The 18,680-nt window shown below is 62.5% G+C and carries 18 protein-coding genes and 4 tRNA genes; 9 read left to right on the forward strand and 13 right to left on the reverse strand.

Annotation, left to right across the window (positions count from 1 at the left end; translation table 11 throughout):
• Positions 1–54: 54 nt before the first annotated feature.
• The gene (locus FSY59_RS06940; protein WP_003058211.1) at positions 55–540 is read right to left on the reverse strand and encodes an NINE protein; all 486 of its coding nucleotides are present in this window, start codon (positions 538–540) and stop codon (positions 55–57) included.
• Positions 541–821: 281 nt separating this feature from the next.
• Here FSY59_RS06940 and rpsP point away from each other — a divergent pair, with 281 nt between their 5' ends.
• The 6 genes from rpsP (at position 822) to FSY59_RS06970 (ending at position 4,945) form a co-directional block, all read left to right on the forward strand.
• Positions 822–1,076 carry a 30S ribosomal protein S16 gene (rpsP, locus tag FSY59_RS06945; RefSeq protein WP_003058210.1) on the forward strand — a complete coding sequence of 85 codons (255 nt, stop codon included), beginning with the start codon at positions 822–824 and terminating at the stop codon, positions 1,074–1,076.
• A 103-nt stretch (positions 1,077–1,179) separates the two neighbouring features.
• Positions 1,180–1,749: a ribosome maturation factor RimM gene (rimM, locus tag FSY59_RS06950; RefSeq protein WP_003058209.1), complete on the forward strand. Its 570-nt coding sequence runs from the start codon at positions 1,180–1,182 to the stop codon at positions 1,747–1,749.
• Positions 1,750–1,800: 51 nt separating this feature from the next.
• On the forward strand, positions 1,801–2,580 hold the full coding sequence (trmD, locus tag FSY59_RS06955) for a tRNA (guanosine(37)-N1)-methyltransferase TrmD (protein WP_003058208.1): 780 nt from the start codon (positions 1,801–1,803) through the stop codon (positions 2,578–2,580).
• Between the two features lie 137 nt (positions 2,581–2,717).
• Entirely contained in the window at positions 2,718–3,104 is a 387-nt protein-coding gene (rplS, locus tag FSY59_RS06960) for a 50S ribosomal protein L19 (protein ID WP_003058206.1), read from the forward strand.
• A 111-nt stretch (positions 3,105–3,215) separates the two neighbouring features.
• The gene (locus tag FSY59_RS06965; RefSeq protein ID WP_003058204.1) at positions 3,216–3,914 is read left to right on the forward strand and encodes a CoA pyrophosphatase; all 699 of its coding nucleotides are present in this window, start codon (positions 3,216–3,218) and stop codon (positions 3,912–3,914) included.
• Positions 3,915–3,961: 47 nt separating this feature from the next.
• Positions 3,962–4,945: a CobD/CbiB family protein gene (locus tag FSY59_RS06970; protein WP_003058202.1), complete on the forward strand. Its 984-nt coding sequence runs from the start codon at positions 3,962–3,964 to the stop codon at positions 4,943–4,945.
• 57 nt (positions 4,946–5,002) lie between these two features.
• On the opposite strand, the gene FSY59_RS06975 is transcribed toward FSY59_RS06970, so the two are convergent.
• The 4 genes from FSY59_RS06975 to FSY59_RS06990 form a co-directional block, all read right to left on the reverse strand.
• Complete coding sequence (locus FSY59_RS06975; RefSeq protein ID WP_003058200.1) at positions 5,003–5,893, reverse strand: lytic transglycosylase domain-containing protein; 891 nt, start codon at positions 5,891–5,893, stop codon at positions 5,003–5,005.
• 143 nt (positions 5,894–6,036) lie between these two features.
• Positions 6,037–7,023 (reverse strand): ribosome small subunit-dependent GTPase A, encoded by a 987-nt coding sequence (gene rsgA / locus FSY59_RS06980; protein ID WP_003058198.1) that lies wholly within the window; start codon positions 7,021–7,023, stop codon positions 6,037–6,039.
• Positions 7,024–7,028: 5 nt separating this feature from the next.
• The gene (locus FSY59_RS06985; protein ID WP_003058195.1) at positions 7,029–7,367 is read right to left on the reverse strand and encodes a 4a-hydroxytetrahydrobiopterin dehydratase; all 339 of its coding nucleotides are present in this window, start codon (positions 7,365–7,367) and stop codon (positions 7,029–7,031) included.
• Between the two features lie 19 nt (positions 7,368–7,386).
• The gene (locus FSY59_RS06990) at positions 7,387–8,688 is read right to left on the reverse strand and encodes a M48 family metallopeptidase (RefSeq protein ID WP_148728706.1); all 1,302 of its coding nucleotides are present in this window, start codon (positions 8,686–8,688) and stop codon (positions 7,387–7,389) included.
• A 30-nt stretch (positions 8,689–8,718) separates the two neighbouring features.
• On the opposite strand from FSY59_RS06990, the gene orn reads away from it, so the two are divergent.
• Positions 8,719–9,327 carry an oligoribonuclease gene (orn, locus tag FSY59_RS06995; RefSeq protein ID WP_003058191.1) on the forward strand — a complete coding sequence of 203 codons (609 nt, stop codon included), beginning with the start codon at positions 8,719–8,721 and terminating at the stop codon, positions 9,325–9,327.
• 283 nt (positions 9,328–9,610) lie between these two features.
• On the forward strand, positions 9,611–11,734 hold the full coding sequence (locus FSY59_RS07000; RefSeq protein ID WP_003058190.1) for a DEAD/DEAH box helicase: 2,124 nt from the start codon (positions 9,611–9,613) through the stop codon (positions 11,732–11,734).
• A 180-nt stretch (positions 11,735–11,914) separates the two neighbouring features.
• On the opposite strand, the gene FSY59_RS07005 is transcribed toward FSY59_RS07000, so the two are convergent.
• From FSY59_RS07005 to FSY59_RS07040, 8 genes are all read right to left on the reverse strand, one after another.
• Positions 11,915–13,147, reverse strand: coding sequence for a multidrug effflux MFS transporter (locus tag FSY59_RS07005; protein WP_003058187.1), 1,233 nt, complete (start codon positions 13,145–13,147; stop codon positions 11,915–11,917).
• A gap of 158 nt (positions 13,148–13,305) precedes the next feature.
• Positions 13,306–13,381 (reverse strand) — tRNA-Lys (locus FSY59_RS07010).
• A gap of 49 nt (positions 13,382–13,430) precedes the next feature.
• Positions 13,431–13,506: transfer RNA gene (locus FSY59_RS07015), tRNA-Lys, on the reverse strand.
• A gap of 49 nt (positions 13,507–13,555) precedes the next feature.
• Positions 13,556–13,631 (reverse strand) — tRNA-Lys (locus FSY59_RS07020).
• 49 nt (positions 13,632–13,680) lie between these two features.
• Positions 13,681–13,756: transfer RNA gene (locus FSY59_RS07025), tRNA-Lys, on the reverse strand.
• Between the two features lie 79 nt (positions 13,757–13,835).
• Positions 13,836–14,714 carry an NAD(P)-dependent oxidoreductase gene (locus tag FSY59_RS07030; RefSeq protein WP_003058186.1) on the reverse strand — a complete coding sequence of 293 codons (879 nt, stop codon included), beginning with the start codon at positions 14,712–14,714 and terminating at the stop codon, positions 13,836–13,838.
• 513 nt (positions 14,715–15,227) lie between these two features.
• Complete coding sequence (locus FSY59_RS07035; protein ID WP_003058185.1) at positions 15,228–16,205, reverse strand: GMP reductase; 978 nt, start codon at positions 16,203–16,205, stop codon at positions 15,228–15,230.
• A gap of 213 nt (positions 16,206–16,418) precedes the next feature.
• Positions 16,419–17,051: a TetR/AcrR family transcriptional regulator gene (locus tag FSY59_RS07040; RefSeq protein ID WP_043371015.1), complete on the reverse strand. Its 633-nt coding sequence runs from the start codon at positions 17,049–17,051 to the stop codon at positions 16,419–16,421.
• A gap of 106 nt (positions 17,052–17,157) precedes the next feature.
• Here FSY59_RS07040 and FSY59_RS07045 point away from each other — a divergent pair, with 106 nt between their 5' ends.
• A complete protein-coding gene (locus tag FSY59_RS07045; protein WP_003058183.1) occupies positions 17,158–18,654 on the forward strand; it encodes an efflux transporter outer membrane subunit in 1,497 nt (498 codons plus the stop codon).
• Positions 18,655–18,680: the final 26 nt, after the last annotated feature.

Below are 18,680 nucleotides of genomic sequence, written 5' to 3' on the forward strand. Positions count from 1 at the left end.
TGCTTACAAAAGCGGCGCGGCCGAATCAGCTTCGCAGTGCTTGAGACGCTGGGCCTATTGCGAAATCTTGCGTGCCTCTTCGACCTGATATTCGAAGTAGTGCTGGAAGCTGTAGGCAATACTGGCCATCAGCACGGTGGCCCCCAGCATCAGGGACAGGCTTACGGCAAAAATCGTGGCCCATTGGGTGCGTCCCGCAGGCGCGTCGGCCTCGATCGAGGGATTGAAGAGCCGGTTCCAGTTTCCCTGCTCCATCAGGCCGTAGAGAATGGCGCGCAGGGCGCAGCCCGCAATGGTGAAGCCGAGCAGCGGGATCAGCAGCCAGCTCAGCCTGTCGTCCTGCCCCAGCTGCTGCACGCGCTCGATGCCGTAGATGCCGAGCGCCGTGGGAATGGGCAGCAGCCAGCCAAGCCAGTCCCCAAGTCCGTGCAGGTAAAAGCGATGCAGCCCCAGCGGCCCGCCGATCAAGGCCAGCCAGGCGGCAACCGTCTTGTTCTTGGGGCGAGCAGGCATGGTGGAGGTGGAGGCAAATGGGTTCATGTCCGGAAGGCAGGCAGAAAACGAAGCAACGCATCCATTATTCCCTGCACCCGACCTGGGCGGCTCAGGGCAATTGCGCTTCACATGCCGGGAAGCTTCAGTGAGGATTACGCCCATTTGCCACAGCTATAGGCAGCTTCGGCAGAACTCGATATAATTTCCGGTTTTACGGCGTGTCGCTGGCCGGGTGGTCATGTCGCGTGTCTCAAACGCTGTAAGAAAACCTGCGCAGCTGGTCAAATTTTTGATGGCACTGGCTGTAACCACCCGAAGGAAACATCATGGTTGTTATTCGTCTCTCCCGCGGCGGCTCTAAGGCTCGTCCTTTCTACAACATCGTTGCAGCTGACAAGCGCGTGCGTCGCGACGGTGCTTTCATCGAACGTCTGGGTTTCTACAACCCTAGCGCTCGTGGCGCCGAAGAAGGCCTGCGTCTGGCTCTGGACCGCGTGAACTACTGGAAGAGCGTTGGTGCTCAAACTTCCGATACGGCTGAACGCCTGATCAAGGAAGCTGCAAAGAAGGTTGCTGCCTAATTTAGGCGGTTGCTCTCTAGGCACCTTTATCAAAGCGGGTTCCGTTGGCTTGCCTGACGGGACCCGTTTTTTATTGAATTTCTGCAATTTTTCTGCTGATCCCATGAGCCACATGCCTGTTCTTCAAACCACGAGCTTGCCTGCTGATGCCATTGAAGTCGGTCGCATTGCCGATGCCTGGGGCATCAAGGGCTGGTTCAAGGTTCATGCCTTCAGCAGCGCCCCCGAGGCCCTGTTTGCCGCCAAGGACTGGTTCTTGCAGCCGGCGGAAAAAGGAGCCAAGCATTTCGCGGGCACCGTGGTTCTGCCCGTCAAGCAGGCCCGTTTCCATGCCGACACCATCGTGGCCACCTCGCAGGAGGTCGCCGACCGCAACGCCGCCGAGGCCCTGCGCGGTGCCCGCATCTTTGTGGCGCGTGAGCATTTCCCCAAGACCGATGATGGCGAGTTCTACTGGGTGGACCTGATGGGCCTGCAGGTGGTAAACCGCGAAGGCGTGGCGCTGGGCGTGGTCAGGGACTTGATGGCCACCGGCCCGCAGACCGTGCTGGTTCTGGGATATGAGCAGGATGGCAAGGAGCAGGAGCGCCTGATTCCCTTTGTCGATGCCTATGTGGACTCGGTGGATCTGGCCGGCAAGAAAATCGTGGCCGACTGGCAGCCCGACTATTGAATTGGAATGCGTGACAGCTATTGAATTTGTAGCTGTAAGCGCTTTTAGATCATGCGTTTTGACATCATTACACTGTTCCCTGAACTGTTCGCGCCGTTTCTTGAAAGCGGGGTGACACGCCGTGCCTACAGCTCGGGTCAGGTGGCGGTGCATCTGTGGAATCCGCGTGATTGGGCCGAGGGCAATTACCGCCGCGTGGATGACCGTCCGTTTGGCGGCGGCCCCGGCATGGTGATGATGGCAGAGCCGCTGCAGCATTGCCTGGAGGCGATTCGCGCAGCCCGCGTCGAGGCTGATGCGCGGGAGCAGGCCGAGCCGGCTCCTGTGGTGCTGTTCTCTCCCATAGGCACCACCCTCAGGCATGCGGTGGTGGCCGACTGGGCCGAAAGCCGTGGCGCGGTGCTGCTCTGCGGTCGCTACGAGGGCATCGACCAGCGCTTCATCGATGCCCATGTCAGCCATCAGATCAGCCTGGGCGACTTTGTGCTTTCCGGCGGCGAGCTGGCGGCCATGGTGTTGCTGGACTCTCTGGCGCGTCTGCAGCCCGGTGTGCTCAACGATGAAGGCAGCTTTCAGCAGGACAGCTTCAATCCTGCGCTGGACGGCTTGCTGGACTGCCCTCACTACACGCGTCCGGAAGTCTGGAATGGCCAGGACGTGCCACCGGAGCTGCTCTCCGGTCACCATGCCAATATCGAGCGCTGGCGCCGCGATCAGCGCCTGCGCATCACGGCCGAACATCGACCCGAGCTGATAGAGCAGGCCCGCGATCAGGGGCTGCTCAATGCCAAGGACGAAGGGTTTTTGGCAAAAACAGCGTCCAAGCTATAATCTCAGGATCTTTGATCCTCTATCCGGCCGCTGCAAGGAATGGCGGAGCCGCTTTCGGCGGTTCTCGTAATGCAGCAATAGCACCAATCCCGGTGCTTGCCAATTCTGGCGCGGACAAGATCAAGGTGGACTAAATCATGAATCTGATCCAGACCCTCGAGCAAGAAGAAATCGCTCGCCTGAACAAGACCATCCCCGAATTCGCCCCCGGTGACACCGTCATCGTGAGCGTGAACGTGGTGGAAGGTAGCCGTAAGCGCGTGCAGGCTTACGAAGGCGTGGTGATTGCCAAGCGTAATCGCGGCCTGAACAGCGGCTTCACAGTGCGCAAGATCTCCAGCGGTGAAGGCGTGGAACGTACGTTCCAGACCTACTCTCCCCTGATCGCCAAGATCGAAGTCAAGCGTCGCGGTGATGTGCGTCGTGCCAAGCTGTACTACCTGCGTGAGCGCAGCGGCAAGTCTGCTCGTATCAAGGAAAAGCTGCCCCAACGCGTTAACAAGACTGCTGCTGCAGCCGAGTAATACGCGTATCGGAAGCGATTCCGTAAAAGCCGCTACAGTTCGCTGTGGCGGCTTTTTTTATGTCTGCCTTGGCTTCGTGATTCTTGCTTTCGGTTTTGGCTGAACACCTACATGCCTGCATCTGATAATTCTCCGCTCCCCGTGTTGGGCATTGTTGATCCTCGCCAGGCGCGCCTGCTGGGTGTCGATAGCCAGCTGCCGGCTGTTCCGCTGGATGCGCAGACGCCGCAGGCTCTGCGCACGCGCTTTGCCCAGCCGCCACAATGGCTGCCCGAGGCCATGCAGGAAAAACGCATCACGGCCAGGCAGCCTTCCGATGCGGCCGTGCTCGTGCCCATCGTCATGCGCGAGCAGCCCACGGTATTGCTGACCGTGCGCTCGGCCAGACTGTCCACCCACTCGGGTCAGGTGGCTTTTCCCGGCGGCAAGCGTGATCCCCAGGATGTATCTGCCGAGGCGACGGCATTGCGCGAGGCGCACGAGGAAGTTGGACTGGCCCCCAGGAATGTCGAGGTGCTCGGGCGCCTGCCTCTTTATGTGACGGGCACGGCGTTTCACATCACCCCTGTGGTGGCCTTGGTCCACCCTCAGGCCAGCTACTTTCCCAATCCCGGGGAGGTGGCGGATCTGTTCGAGGTCCCGCTGTCCTATCTGCTCAATCCCGCGCATCATGAGCGTCATGCCATGCAGTGGCAGGGCGTGGATCGCGAATGGTTTGCCATGCCCTATCAGGATGGTGAGCAGCAGCGCTATATCTGGGGTGCGACAGCGGGCATGTTGCGCAATCTTTACCGTTTTTTGGCGGCTTGAGACAGCAGTTGTAACGAGCCGACAAACAGCGCCGCTATGATGAAGCAATGAGCTTTTTTGCCATCCTGATCGCACTGCTGCTGGAGCAGGCACGTCCGCTGGCCCGGTCCAACCTGGTGCAGGCCGGTTACCGCGCCTGGACCGTGACCGTGCGAAGCAACTTCGATGCCGGCAAGCCCCATCACGGCTGGCTGGCCTGGGCCATGGCCGTGCTGCTGCCCAGTCTTATCGTGCTGGGCATATTCTGGGCGCTGATGGAGTTCATCGGCTGGCCCGTCGCGATGCTGTGGAACGTCGCCGTGCTCTATGTCACGCTGGGTTTTCGCCAGTTCAGCCACCATTTCACGCGGATTCGCGATGCGCTCGATGCGGGCGATGAATTTGCTGCCCGCCAGGCCCTGGCCGACTGGCAGCAGGTCGATGCCAGCGAGGTGCCGCGCAGCGAGGTGGTTCGCCATGTCATCGAGTACTCGGTGCTGGCCGCACACCGTCATGTATTTGGCGTGCTGTTCTGGTTTTCGATTCTCTCGGCCCTGGGGCTGGGGCCGCTGGGGGCCATCCTCTACCGTATGGCCGAATACCTGTCGCGTGCCTGGTCGCGCAAGGGGGCCGAAGGGCTGCGGGCGCCGACCAGCGAGCGCTTGCACTGGGCTGCCGCCAAGGCCTGGTATGTGATCGACTGGCTGCCGGCACGGCTGACGGCGCTTTCCTTTGCCATGGTGGGCAGCTTCGAGGAAGCCATAGACAACTGGCGCGTCTATGCCCAGCGCTTTCCCAATGACAATGACGGCGTGATTCTGGCGGCCACTGCGGGCGCCATCAATGTACGCCTCGGGGGCGAGGCCTTGCGCCGCCGCGATGCGGCTGACGGTGAAGAGGGCGACGATGCACAGTGGGCGGGCAGCGATGTCACTCCGGGGCGAGAGCCGGAAATGTCTCATCTTCGCAGCGTGGTGGGGCTGGTCTGGCGTTCGGTCGTGGTCTGGCTTCTGCTGCTGGCCTTGCTGACCTTTGCCCGTCTGCTCGGCTGAGTCTTCAGGCCTGGCTTTCGGCGGAGAAAAAGCCCGCCGCAGGGATGCCGGCCTGGATCAGTGGGCAGGGCGCTCGTGGCGCCTGGCGCGATAGAAGCTCAGTATGCGTCGCACATATTCACGCGTCTCCGCATAAGGAGGCACTCCGCCATACTGCTGCACGGTTTTCTCGCCTGCGTTGTAGGCGGCCGATACCAGTGCCACATCGCCCTCGAAGCGCTCCAGCAGCCAGCGCAGATAGGCCAGGCCGCCGCGCACGTTCTGCTCGGGATTCCAGGCATCGCGCACGCCAAAGCGCTCGGCCGTCTCGGGAATGAGCTGCATGAGGCCCTGAGCGTTGCGCGGCGACAGCGCCTGCGCCTCGAAATTCGACTCCGAGCGCACGATGGCCAGTGCCAGCCGCGGATCGATCGAGAAGCGTGGCGCCAGGCGCTGCACCAGCTCGGCCATGCGCCGCTTCTGCCTGGGCAGACTGCTCACATAGCTGGCCACCACCTCGTGGGGCACGGCCTCCTGGCCGGAGTCGGCGAACTCCTGAGGCGGAGCATCCCCCTGGGTCAGGCAGTCGGGCAGCCGGTCGCCGGGCAGCTTGCCGGCCAGCAGCAGCTGGGCTTTTTCATGTCCGCGCTGGGCAGCCAGGGCCAGCAGCGTCGTGCCCGTGGCAGGGTCGGGTGTCATGCCTCGGCCCTGCAACAGCAGCCGGCCCAGCCGGTATTGGGCCTCGAGGCTGCCATAGCGCGCCGCCGCGCAATAACGCTGGGCGGCGCGCCATGGCTGCTGGCGCTGCTCGGCCTTGTAACCCTCTTCGATCCAGCGAGACAGCGTGGGCGGCTCGTCGTCCCAGCTCGGGGCGGACTCCGTGCCCTGGGCCCAGCCCGGGCTCATGCCCGCAGACAGCGCGACGGCGAGGACGGCTTGCAGGCAGGGCTGAAAAACTCTGGGTCTCATGGCGTGAACACCGGGTTGTGGCCGGCAGCCTATCCCGGATGCGGCGCAATCGTGCCGGCGCTCGTCGGGCTTGGAATGGCTGCGTGGCAAACGCTGAAATTGCTCTCATATGGCGCGGCCTTCCGGCTTGGCTGGCCTCGCGCTCAGTAGCGTGGTTCCTGACTCAGTTCCTCGAACAGCTCGCCATAGATCCGGTAGCGGTTGGCGTGGATGGCGTGGGGGCTGTCCTGTGCTTCTACCTGGGCCATGACGGCGCAGCCCGGCTCATGCAGATGGGTGCAGTTGTAGAACTTGCACTGGTCCGCCAGCGCACCGATGTCGGGCATGCAGGCGGCCAGCTGCGTGGGGGCGAGGTGATACAGGCCAAATTCCTGAAATCCCGGCGAGTCAATGATGGCGGTGGTGCGTGCCTCGTCCACCCAGTACAGGGTGGTGCTGGTCGTGGTGTGCTTGCCAGTGTTCAGCGCCTGCGAAATTTCGTTGGTCGCCACCTTGGCATCGGGCAGCAGCAAGTTGATCAAGGTGCTTTTGCCTACGCCCGAAGGACCGAGAACCAGGGTTGTCTTGCCTTGCAGCAGACCGATGATGGCGTCGCGATCCTCGTCGTCCGCATCTTCCAGCGACAGCGGCAGCACCATGTAGTGCGGCGCCGCATCCGCTGCATCGCGCATGGTCCGGTAGGGCTCGAGCCGCTGCCAGGCGCGCAGGAACGGCTCTTCCAGGTCCATCTTGTTGAGCGCAATGATGGGCTTGATGTGCGCGGCCTCGGCGGCGATCAGCGCACGGGCGAGCTGCACTTCGCTGAATACCGGTTCGGCGGCTATCAGAATCAGGAGCTGGTCCAGGTTGGCTGCAAAAGTCTTGGTGCGAATGTCATCCTGGCGGTAGAAGACGTTGCGGCGCTCCACGATTTTCTCGATCGTGCCCTCATCGCCCTGGCCGGGCGGGGGGGCCAGCCATTGCACATGGTCGCCCACCACGGCCTGGCTTTTCTTGCCGCGCGGATGGCAGATGCGGCGCTCGCCGTCCGGGGTCTCGACCACGCAGTGGCGGCCATAGCTGGCTACCACCAGGCCTGTCTGGGTGCTGCCTGCTGCTTGGGCGCCTGGGCGCCGTCCTTGTTTTGCCATAGAGATCAGGCCGGCTTCAGCAGTGCTTCGATGCGGCGCGCGCAATCGATGTCGGTCTCGGAGATGCCGCCCACATCATGGGTGTTGAGGCTGACCTTGCAGCGGTTGTAGCCGACTTCCAGATCGGGGTGGTGGTCCTGCTGATGGGCAATCAGGGCCAGTGCATTCACAAAGGCCATGGTTTCGTAGAAGTTCACGAAACGGAAGGTCTTGCCGATGGCCGCAGGGCCGGCCGCCAGCTCCCAGCCCTCGAGGGCTGCCAGCTGCTCTTGCACTTGCTCTGTGCTCAAGGCGCTGCGCTTGAGCTGGGACCAGTCTTTCTGTTGCAGTGTGGGTGTGCTCATGTCTGAAACCGTTGTGGTGTTACAAGCTGCCTGCGGGAGCCGGCATGCGCGCCAGGCGATCCACGGCAGGAGGATGTGAATAGTAAAAGCTCACATACCAAGGGTCTGGCGTGAGTGTGGACGCATTGTCCTCGTAAAGCTTGAGCAGTGCCGAAGCCAGCTGTGCACCATCAGCCTGCTGCATGGCATAGGCATCGGCCTCGAACTCGTCGCGGCGCGACATCGCCGACATCAGCGGTGTGACGAAGAAGCTGAACACCGGCACGGCCAGCATGAACAGCAGCAGTGCCAGGGCATTGTTGTCGGTCGCGATGCCCATCTCCGGCCCCAGCAGCACCGAGACTCCGAGTCCGGTGTAGAACCACATTTGCTGGCTGAGCCAGCCCAGCAGCGCAAAGCCCAGCAGCGAGACGCCAAACATCAGGACCATGCGCTTGCTGATGTGCTTGTGCTTGAAGTGCCCTAGTTCGTGCGCCAGCACGGCTTCGACTTCACCGGGGCTGAGCTGTCTGAGCAGGGTGTCGAAGAAGACCACGCGCTTGGAATTGCCGAAGCCCGTGAAATAGGCGTTGGCATGCGCCGAGCGGCGGCTTCCGTCCATCACGAACAGCCCTTTGGCCGCAAAGCCGCAGCGCTCCATCAGCCGGGTCACGCGGCTCTTGAGGCTTTCATCGGCCAGCGGCTCGAACTTGTTGAACAGCGGTGCGATAAAGCTGGGGAAAATCCACATCAGCAGCAGATTGAAGGCCGTCCAGGCGCCCCAGGCCCAGAGCCACCACAGCGGCCCGGTCGATCCCATGAGCCAGAGAATCAGGGCCGCCAGCGGCAGGCCGATGACGGCAGCCACCAGCGTCGACTTGAGCAGATCGCCCAGCCACAGAGCTGGCGTCATCTGGTTGAAGCCGAAGCGCTGCTCCAGCCTGAAGGTCTGATAGAGCGACAAAGGCAGCTCGATCAGCGCCGAGATCACGGCAAAGCTGGTCAGCAGCGCCAGTTGCTGCCACAGGCCGGGGCCCATGGACTCAAGCAGCCAGCGGTTGAGCCAGTCCAGTCCGCCCAGCAGCGTCCAGCACAGCAGCACGGCGGCCGACAGCGTGATGTCGATCAGCGACACCTTGGCCTTGGCCAGCGTGTAGTCGGCCGCCTTCTGGTGGGCGGACAGGCTGATGCGATGGGCGAATGCCGGCGGCACGGCGCCGCGATGGCTGGCCACATGGCGCACCTGGCGCGAAACCAGCCACGCGCGCAGCAGCCATTGCAAGGCTACGGCTGTCGCAAACAGCAGCGAAAGTGCCAATGTGAAATCTAGTCTGGAAGCCATGTATTGGCAGTGTAGGCGACAATTTGCGCCATGTCTGAAGCTTCCTGTACGAATTCCGTCAGCGCCGCACCCGTGGCCGCTACCCCACCGGTTCTGCCCAAATCCGATCTCAATATGGTGTGGCTGGACTGCGAAATGACGGGGCTGAACCCCGACCGCGACCGCATTATCGAGATTGCCGTGGTGGTCAGCAGCTCCGATCTGCAGATTCGCGTCGAAGGCCCGGTATTCGCCATTCATCAGTCTGACGAACTGCTTGGCGGCATGGATGCCTGGAACAAGGGCACGCATGGCAAAAGCGGTCTCATCGACAAGGTCAAGGCTTCGACCATCAGCGAAGCCGAGGCGGAGGCCGCGCTGATTGCCTTTCTGGGCAAATACGTGCCCAAGGGCAAGACGCCGCTGTGCGGCAACAGCATTGGTCAGGACCGGCGCTTCATGGAGCGCTACATGCCCAAGCTCAACAATTTCTTTCACTATCGCAATATCGACGTGAGCACGCTCAAGGAGCTGGCCAAGCGCTGGAAGCCCGAGGCCTATACCTCCTTCAAGAAGGCGCAGCGCCACACGGCCCTGGCCGATGTGCACGAGTCGATCGACGAGCTGCAGCATTACCGCCGCCAGCTGCTCAGCGTCTGATGGTGCGGTGGCGGGATGGTATAGCCCTGCCACTTGCGGGAAAACCCGGTGCGTGCGACAATGCACTGCTTACCCGATCAATGGGTAATTTTTGCGCATCTCCATCACACACCGGGTTCTTACTTGCGTGCAACGGCCTGCATACAGCCGACACGACAAGCCATAACGCCCATCTGCCCCGTTTTGCGAACGGGCCAGTCAAAGTCTGACGGTGGATGTTGATAACCAACCGTCAAAGAAGCGAGCAGCACGCTGACTGCGTCGCTTTTTGCGTGAGCTATTCATGACAGAAAACTCCCTGGAGCAGGGCCAAGTGGCCGCTGCTGATATTGCTTTGTCTTCGCCTGAAATCGATTCCCGTCTGGACGCCATGCTGGCTGACATGGACGCAGAAGACGCTGCTGCTGAAGAAAACACTGCAGAAGAAACTGCTGCTGAAGAAGTCCCTAACGGCTTCGTTGAACTGGGCCTGGCCCCAGAGCTGGTTCAGGCTGTGGCCGACCTGGGCTACACCCAGCCCACACAGGTGCAGCAAAAGGCCATTCCTCTGGCCATGGGCGAAGCCGCTGATGCCAGCGGTTTCATCGACCTGATGGTGTCCAGCCAGACCGGCTCCGGCAAGACCGCCGCTTTCCTGCTGCCCGTGCTGCACACCCTGATTGAGCAACGCGCCCAAGCCGATGCCGATGCCAAGGCCGAGTTCGAGCGCCTGTGCGCAGAAGCCACCGCCAAGGGCGAGCCTGTGCCCAAGCGCAACAAGCGCAAGGACCCTACCAACTCCCGCAATTTCAAGGCTGCCGTACCTGGCGCCCTGGTGCTGTGCCCCACGCGTGAGCTGGCCCAGCAGGTGGCGCATGATGCCATCGAGCTGGTCAAGCACTGCCGCGGCATCCGCATTGCCAACGTGGTGGGTGGCATTCCTTACCAGTTGCAGATCGCCAAGCTGCAGAACGCCGATCTGGTGGTGGCCACTCCCGGCCGTCTGCTGGACCTGCAGCGTTCCATGCAGATCAAGCTGGACAAGGTGCAGTTCCTGGTGGTCGACGAAGCCGACCGCATGCTGGATCTGGGCTTCTCCGACGATCTGGCTGAAGTCAATGTGATGACTGCCCAGCGCAAGCAAACCATGATGTTCAGCGCGACGTTTGCACCTCGCGTGCAACAGCTGGCCATGCGCGTGATGCACGACAACGGCTCCGGCGTGAAGAAGGTGACTGTTGATACGCCTCAGGAAAAGCACGCCAGCATCAAGCAAGTGCTGTTCTGGGCCGACAACGCTCAGCACAAGCGCAAGATGCTGGACCACTGGCTGCGTGACAGCAGCATCAACCAGGCCATCGTGTTTGCATCCACACAAGTGGAATGTGACGGCCTGGCTACCGACCTGCAGCAGGATGGCTTCTCTGCCGTGGCCCTGCACGGTGCTCTGAGCCAGGGTCTGCGCAATCGCCGCCTGATGGCGCTGCGCAACGGTCAGGTCCAGATCCTGGTGGCTACCGATGTGGCTGCTCGCGGTATCGACGTGCCCACCATCACCCACGTCTTCAACTACGGCCTGCCCATGAAGGCTGAAGACTACACCCACCGTATCGGTCGTACCGGCCGCGCTGGTCGCGAAGGTACTGCTGTGACGTTTGCGGAATTCCGTGACCGTCGCCGCGTGTTCGACATCGAAGGCTATACCCGCCAGCAGTTCAAGGCCGAGACCATTCCCGGCATGGAACCCCAGCAGCGTTTCCCCGCCTCCGGCGAGCGTGACGGTCGCCGTGGCGGCGGCGGCGCCGGTGGTCGCGGTGGCTTTGGTGGTCGCCGTGATGGCGACGGCTATGGCCGCAAGTCCGGCTTCGGCAGCTTCGGCGCCGGCCGTGGAAATGATCGCGGTGGTTTCGGTGGTGATCGTGGTGGCGACCGTGGCGGTGACCGCTTCGGTGGTGATCGCGCCGGTTTTGGTGCACCTCGCGGCGAGCGCGGTGCGGATCGTGGCTTCGGCGGCGGTCGTCCCGGCTTTGGTGGTGGCGAGCAGCGCCCGGAGCGCAGCTTCGAGCGTCGTGATGACCGCGGCAGCTTCGGCGGCGGCGATCGCGGCGAGCAGCGCGGCGGCGGCTTCCGTGGTGGCGAATCGCGCGGCTTCGGCGGCGGTGAATCGCGTGGCGGCTTCGGTGGCGGCCAGCGCCGTGAAGGCGGCGACTTCGGCCGCAAGAGCTTCGGCGGTGGCCGTGAAGGCGCTCATGCAGGCGCTCCCCGCGAAGGCGGCTTCCGTGGTGGCGAATCGCGCGGCTTCGGCGGCGGCGAACGTCGTCCTGCCTTTGGTCAGGGTGCCGGCAAGCCTTACCAGCCCCATGGCGAACGTGGTGGCGAGCGCAGCTTCGAGCGCAAGCCCCGCGCACCGCGTCGCGACGAGCGTTGATCGCTGATTCGGGCTGCGGCCCGAAGCATGAAAAAAGCCGGCTCTCGAAGCCGGCTTTTTGTTGCCCGTACAGGACTGGGATCGTTCTTGAAAAGTGAGCTGCTAGCGCATGTCATTCAAGGATTTCAGATACTTTTCAATCTGAAATCTATAGATTACAAGCGGTAGCTGCTCCTTTTTTTAATGTTCGGAGGCATGGCGGCCGATGTCCGGCCAGTGGTGGTGCAGATAGATCCAGGCGACCAGGCCGATCAGCATCATCAGAATCGAGCCCGTGGCCAGCAGTGCCGCCGAATGCATGACCAGCGGCGCGATCACACCGGCCACAAAGCCATTGGCCACCGAGCCCACCACAGCCTGCAGCGAGGAGGCCAGACCGCGTCGCGCAGGGTGGATGTCCAGCACCAGCAGCGTCACCACGGGCACCATCAGCGCCCAGCCGTAGGCGAACAGGCTGATGGGAATCAAGGCCCAGCTCACATGTGCAGGCCAGATCAGATTGGCCACCAGATTGATGATGGAGGTCACGCACATCACCAGAAAGCCGTGGCGGATCTGGCGCTTGGGCGGAATGCGTCCGGCCAGGCGGCCGCTGGTCCAGCTGCCGGCCATGATGCCGCCGATGGTGGCGATGAAGAACCAGAAGAACTGCGTGGGCTCCAGCTGCAGGATATCGCCCAGAAAAGCCGGGGCCGACAGCAGATAGAGAAACATGCCGTTGAACGGAATGCCGCTGGCCAGGGCCAGCAGCAGAAAGCGCGGATCGGTGAGCAAGATGCCATAGCCCTGCATCAGTGGCCTGAACTGGAAGGGCTGGCGCTTTTGCGGCGGCAGCGATTCGGGCAGGAACTTGATGTTGATGAGCCAGAGCAGCACGCCCACGATGGTCAGGAACCAGAACACGGCCTGCCAGCTCAGGTGCACGAACAGCCAGCCGCCGATCACGGGAGCCAGTGCCGGCGCAACGCCGAAGAAGATGGTGATCTGCGCCATCACGCCCTGGGCCTGGGTCGGCGGAAAGATGTCGCGCACGATGGCGCGCGAGACCACGATGCCGGCACCGGTAGACAGGCCCTGCAGCGTGCGGAAGATCACCAGCTGGGTGATGTTCTGCGACAGCGCACAGCCGGCCGAGGCGATGGTGAACATCACCAATCCCCAGAGGATGACGGGGCGGCGTCCGAAGCTGTCGGCCAGGGCGCCATGAAACAGGTTCATGAAGGCAAAACCCAGCAGGTAGGCCGACAGGGTCTGCTGCATTTCTACGGGGGTTGCGCCCAATGCCTTGGCAATGCCCGAGAAGGCGGGAATATAGGTGTCAACCGAGAACGGGCCCAGCATGCCGAGGATGGCAAGCAGCATGGCCAGAGTCCAACGCGGTCCGCGCCAGAACGTGGAGAGGTCGTTTTGCATAGTGAGTCTTGGGTGGGCAAATACTGCCCGGAGATGTCTGCATGATGCCTGATATGGCGCGGCTCTGATGTCGGCACCCATGCTTTTGCAGATTCGGCGGCGCTCGGGCGCGGCCAAGAAAAAAGCCAAAGTTCCTGAGAACTTTGGCTTTTGAATTTTGGTGGGCCCTGAGTGATTCGAACACTCGACCAACGGATTAAGAGTCCGCTGCTCTACCAACTGAGCTAAGAGCCCGCCGTATAAACCGGAGGATCAACCTGAAGAATCAGATCGAAGAAAATTTTGGTGGGCCCTGAGTGATTCGAACACTCGACCAACGGATTAAGAGTCCGCTGCTCTACCAACTGAGCTAAGAGCCCGCCGGATAAACCGGAGGATCAACCTGAAGAATCAGATCGAAGAAAATTTTGGTGGGCCCTGAGTGATTCGAACACTCGACCAACGGATTAAGAGTCCGCTGCTCTACCAACTGAGCTAAGAGCCCGCCGGAGTAAATCCGGAGGATCAATCTGAAGAATCAGACCGAAGGAATTTGGTGGGCCCTGAGTGATTCGAACACTCGACCAACGGATTAAGAGTCCGCTGCTCTACCAGCTGAGCTAAGAGCCCCACACAACGCCTGCGCTGCAAGCGAGACCGCAATTATGCGCTAATTCTGGAGGGCTTGCAGGAAAACCCGCGGGTTTTTTTAATCCAGTGCGTTGCGGCGTTGCAATTCCACGAACAGGCCCGCCTGGTCCAGGTCGCCCAGGCCGTTTTTCACGCCCTCGGCATAGAGCTGTTCCAGCAGGCCGGTGATGGGTGCGTCAAAGCCGATTTCCTCGGCCGTGGCGGTGGCGTTGCGCATGTCCTTGAGCTGTACCGTCATGCGCCCGCGCGGTGCAAAGTCGTGCTTGACCATGCGTTCGCCATGCACTTGCAGGATGCGGCTGTCGGCAAAGCCGCCGGAGATGGCTTCACGCACCTTGGCCGGGTCGGCCCCCCCGCGTTCGGCCAGCAGCAGGGCTTCGGCCACGGCACCGATGGTGATGCCCACGATCATCTGGTTGGCCAGTTTTGCGAGCTGGCCTGCGCCATGCGGGCCCACATGGGTGGCACGGCCCAGCGCCGCAAAGACGGGCAGGGCTTGTTCGAAATCCGCCGCCTCGCCGCCGGCCATGATGGCCAGGGTGCCGGCTTCTGCGCCTAGCGTGCCGCCCGAGACCGGAGCATCCAGATGGCGCAGGCCCAGCGCGGCAAGCTTGCCGGCATGTTCACGCGCCTCGCGCGGCTGGATGGAGGCCATGTCGATGAACAGCGAGCCTTTGGGCATGGCTTCGGCCACGCCCAGGTCGAACAGCACTTCGCCCACGATGGCGCCGCTTTCCAGCAGGCTCACGGCAAAGTCCACGCCGCGCACGGCATCTGCCGCGCTGTCGTGGATGTTCACGCCATCGGCAGCCAGCGGCTCGGCCTTGGCGCGGGTGCGGTTCCAGGCGTGGACCTCATGGCCGGCCTGGGCCAGGCGGCGGGCCATGGGCAGCCCCATCATGCCCGTGCCCAGAACGGCGATCTTCAGTGTGTTCATGGCGTTGTTTCCCTGGAGTTATGGAACGTCAGCACGTTCTTGTGAATGACGACATGCTAAGCCCTAAGAACGTGTTTACGATCTCCTCGCGCCGCGACAGTGGCTTTGCGGGATGAGATGCTAGGGGGCGGCCCCCCGCGCGCGATACCGCAGCAATAGCGCGCTATTGCGAGGATTCGCGCGGCCGGCGAGGCAACGCCGCAGACCGCCCGCAAAGCCGCTGTCCCGAAGGGTTGGAGCGAAATCGGGCGATTTCTGCGCGCTGACTCTTGCTTGCGCCCTGGTGCAAGCGGCGAGCCATCGCTTCGAACTCATCCCGATTGCGCTCCAACGCGGCTGCGTAGAGATCGTAAACACGTTCTGAAGCAGCCCGCGATCGCGGTCATGACCACAGATCAGTTGTGCGTGGGGGATGCGGAAAATGCAGGGCCACAAACAACAAGGGCAGCCTGAGCTGCCCTTGATGCTTTTTTTGGAGGTTCACCTTCGCGCTGGTGAGTCGCGCCTGGCGGCCTACATCAGCAGATGCTCGCCGGCGTTGTCGCCGCCGAGGATGACGTAGTTGACCTTGCGGATGTCCATGAGCTTGGTGCCGCCTGCGTAGCTGATGGAGGACTGTACGTCCTGCTGCATCTCGACCAGCGTGTTCATCAGCGGGCCCTTGACGGGCTCGAGAATGCGCTTGCCTTCCACATGCTTGTACTCGCCCTTGTTGAAGTCGGAGGCCGAGCCGTAGTACTCCTTGAACAGCTGGCCGTCCACTTCCACGGTCTTGCCGGGCGACTCTTCATGGCCCGCGAACAGGGAGCCGATCATCACCATGGTGGCACCGAAACGGATGCTCTTGGCAATGTCGCCGTGGCTGCGGATGCCGCCGTCGGCAATGATGGGCTTGGTCGCCACGCGGGCGCACCACTTGAGCGCCGACAGCTGCCAGCCGCCCGTGCCGAAGCCGGTCTTGAGCTTGGTGATGCAAACCTTGCCGGGGCCCACGCCGACCTTGGTGGCGTCCGCACCCCAGTTTTCGAGGTCGATCACTGCTTCAGGCGTGGCGACGTTGCCGGCAATCACAAAGGCCGCAGGGATCTTGGCCTTGATGTAGGCAATCATGTTCTTCACGCTCTCGGCATGGCCGTGGGCAATGTCGATGGTGATGTATTCGGGGCAGATGCCGTCGGCCACGAAGCGGTCTACCGTTTCGTAGTCGGGTTGCTTGACGCCCAAAGAAATGGAGGCAAACAGTCCCTTGGACTGCATGTCCTTGGTGAAGGCCACGTTGTCGATGTCAAAACGGTGCATCACATAGAAGAAACCGTTTTGTGCCAGATAAGTGCAGATCTTCTCGTCCACCACCGTCTTCATGTTGGCGGGCACCACGGGCAGCTTGAAGCTGCGGTTGCCCAGCACGACGCTGGTGTCACATTCCGAACGGCTTTCCACGCGGCATATGCGGGGCAGCAGAAGAATGTTGTCGTAGTCGAAGATTTCCATGGTTCCAAGCTCCGGAAAAGGTCACGGCGGGAATCTCACCCACCTCAATTTTCAAGGATAGGCGCTTGGCTTGGAGCCCGGTTTTCGGCAGTGCCGGCATGCAGCAGGCAAAAAAAACCGGACCTCAAAAAACTTGGGCCCGGTGATTGATTCTATACGGCGTCGGCGCAAATCGTATGTTCCGACATCGTTATGAGGGTTATAAGGATTTTCTTATAGGGCTGCCTTGTCCTGCGTCTCGCCGGCTGTGCCATAGACCCGCATGAAGGCATCCACAGCATGCTCGGTGCACAGGGCAATCTCCTGCGCAGAAGGGGCGGGCAGATGCTGGAACATGAAGCGCGGCAGCAACTCGGCCTCCAGCAACGCCAGCAGGTGATGGCGCATGACCTCGGTGTCTGCATTGCGCAGCAGGCGGCGCTCGATGCCCTGCTGCAAAAAGGCATTGATGGCGGCGTTGCCGCGCGCCGGTCCCATGTCCCAGCAGCGCTGGCCGATATTGGCGCGCCCGCCTTCGCAGACCAGCAGGCGGCGCACGGCCATCACCTCCGGCGAGTACAGCAGGCCCAGGAAACGCTGGCCAAAGTTGCGCAGCGTCTGTGCCGCATCGTCATTGCTGGCCTGCAGCGCCAGCATGGTGTTCTGGAAGTCGGCCTCGGAGGCCTGGAACATCACCTCCAGAAACAGCGCTTCCTTGGACGGAAAGTAGTTGTAGAGCGTGGCCTTGGAGCCGCCCAGCCGCGTGCAGATCTCGGACATGGAAGTGCGCTCGAAGCCCAGTTCGCCAAAGGTGGCCGCTGCAACGTCAATGATGGCTTGTCGCTTTTCTTCCGTTTTGGTGCGCATGGAGCGAAATGTCCTCGGGTGGTTGTGATGTCTTTCAGTGTAGCGCTTGCGATCTTGAATCCTGAAAATATATACTGTACCGTACAGTTCATTATTAAAGTATTTCATGACTCAATGCATAGCCGCCGCGCCGCAGAGGACTCGGCGTGGGCGCCATGGCTGGTGGGTTCTGGGCTTGCCTGCGCTACTGGCAGCCTGCGCCCAGGTTCCCGAATGGGAGGGCAAGGCCGTGCTGGCGCAGCCCGTGCCCGAGACTCTGCAGGCTGCAAACCATGCCCCGCCCATGGACTGGCCCACCCAGCAATGGTGGCAGCGCTATGGCGATGCACAGCTCGATCAGTTGATCGCCCAGGCTCTGGAGGGCGCTCCCGATATGGCTGCCGCCGCAGCCCGCGTGCAGCAGGCCCGGGCCATGCTGGGTGTGAGCGAAGCGGCCTCTGCGCCGCAGCTTTCCGCCCGCGCCTCGGTCAGCGAGGACAAGCTCAGCTACCACCATCTGACGCCAGAGGCCTTCGCGCCGCGCGGCATGAATGACTATGGCCGCGCCACGCTGGACCTGAGCTGGTCGCTGGACCTGTGGGGCAAGCAGCGCGCCGCCGTGGCCGCCGCTGCCGGCGAGCTGGCAGCGCGCGAGGCCGATGCAGCCCAGGCGCGTCTCTTGCTGTCCAGCAATGTGGCCCTGGCCTATGCACAGCTGCTGCGCCTGGCTGCCAATGTGCAGACGCTTGAGCAATCGGTGCAGGTACGCCGGACCACGGCCGAGTTGTTTGAGCAGCGCTATGCCAACGGGCTCGAAAACCAGGGCAGCGTGCACAGCGCCAGGGCGCGTCAGGCCGCGGCACAGGCCGAACTGGCACAGATGCAGGAACAGGTCGCCTTGCAGCGCAACAGCATTGCTGCGCTGATGGGAGCCGCTCCCGATCGTGGTGCGGCTATCGCGCTGGATGCCGGGCGCCTGCAATCACCGTGGCAGCAGCAATGGGCCTTGCCGCCGCAGTTGCCGGCGCATCTGCTGGGCCGTCGCCCCGATGTGGTGGCCGCCCGCCTGCAGGCGCAGGCGCTGGAGTCGCGCGTGGCATCGCAGCAGGCCGAGTTCTATCCCGATGTGAATCTCAGCGCCTTTGTCGGCGTGCAGTCGCTGGGCCTGGACATGCTGACCCGAAGCGGCTCCGGCATCGCCAGCCTGGGTCCGGCCGTCAGCCTGCCGATCTTCAATGGCGGCCGTTTGCGCTCGCAGCTGGGGGCCGCGCGTGCCCGCTATGACGAGGCCGTGGCCCAGTACCGCAGCACGCTGAACCGGGCCTTGCAGGAGGTGGCGGACAACGCCGTCAGCCAGCGAGCGCTGCAGCAGCAGCTGACGGCCATGCAGCAGGCCGTGACGGCTGCGACCGAGGCACATCGTGTGGCGCGCAACCGCTATGAGGGCGGTCTGGCGCGCTATCTCGATGTGCTGTCGGCGGAAGACCAGCTGCTGGCCAGTGTGCGCCAGCTGGTCGATGTGCAGTCGCGTGCCCTGACGCTCGATATCGGTCTGCACCGCGCACTGGGCGGCGGCTGGAGCGAGTCCGCCGGCGCTCCTGATGCGACCGCGCCAAAGGCCTGAGCCGCTTTCCTGAACTGAATCACGAC

The organism is Comamonas sp. Z3, assembly GCF_008121565.1.
In the GTDB taxonomy this organism is placed as follows: Bacteria; Pseudomonadota; Gammaproteobacteria; order Burkholderiales; family Burkholderiaceae_C; genus Comamonas; species Comamonas brasiliensis.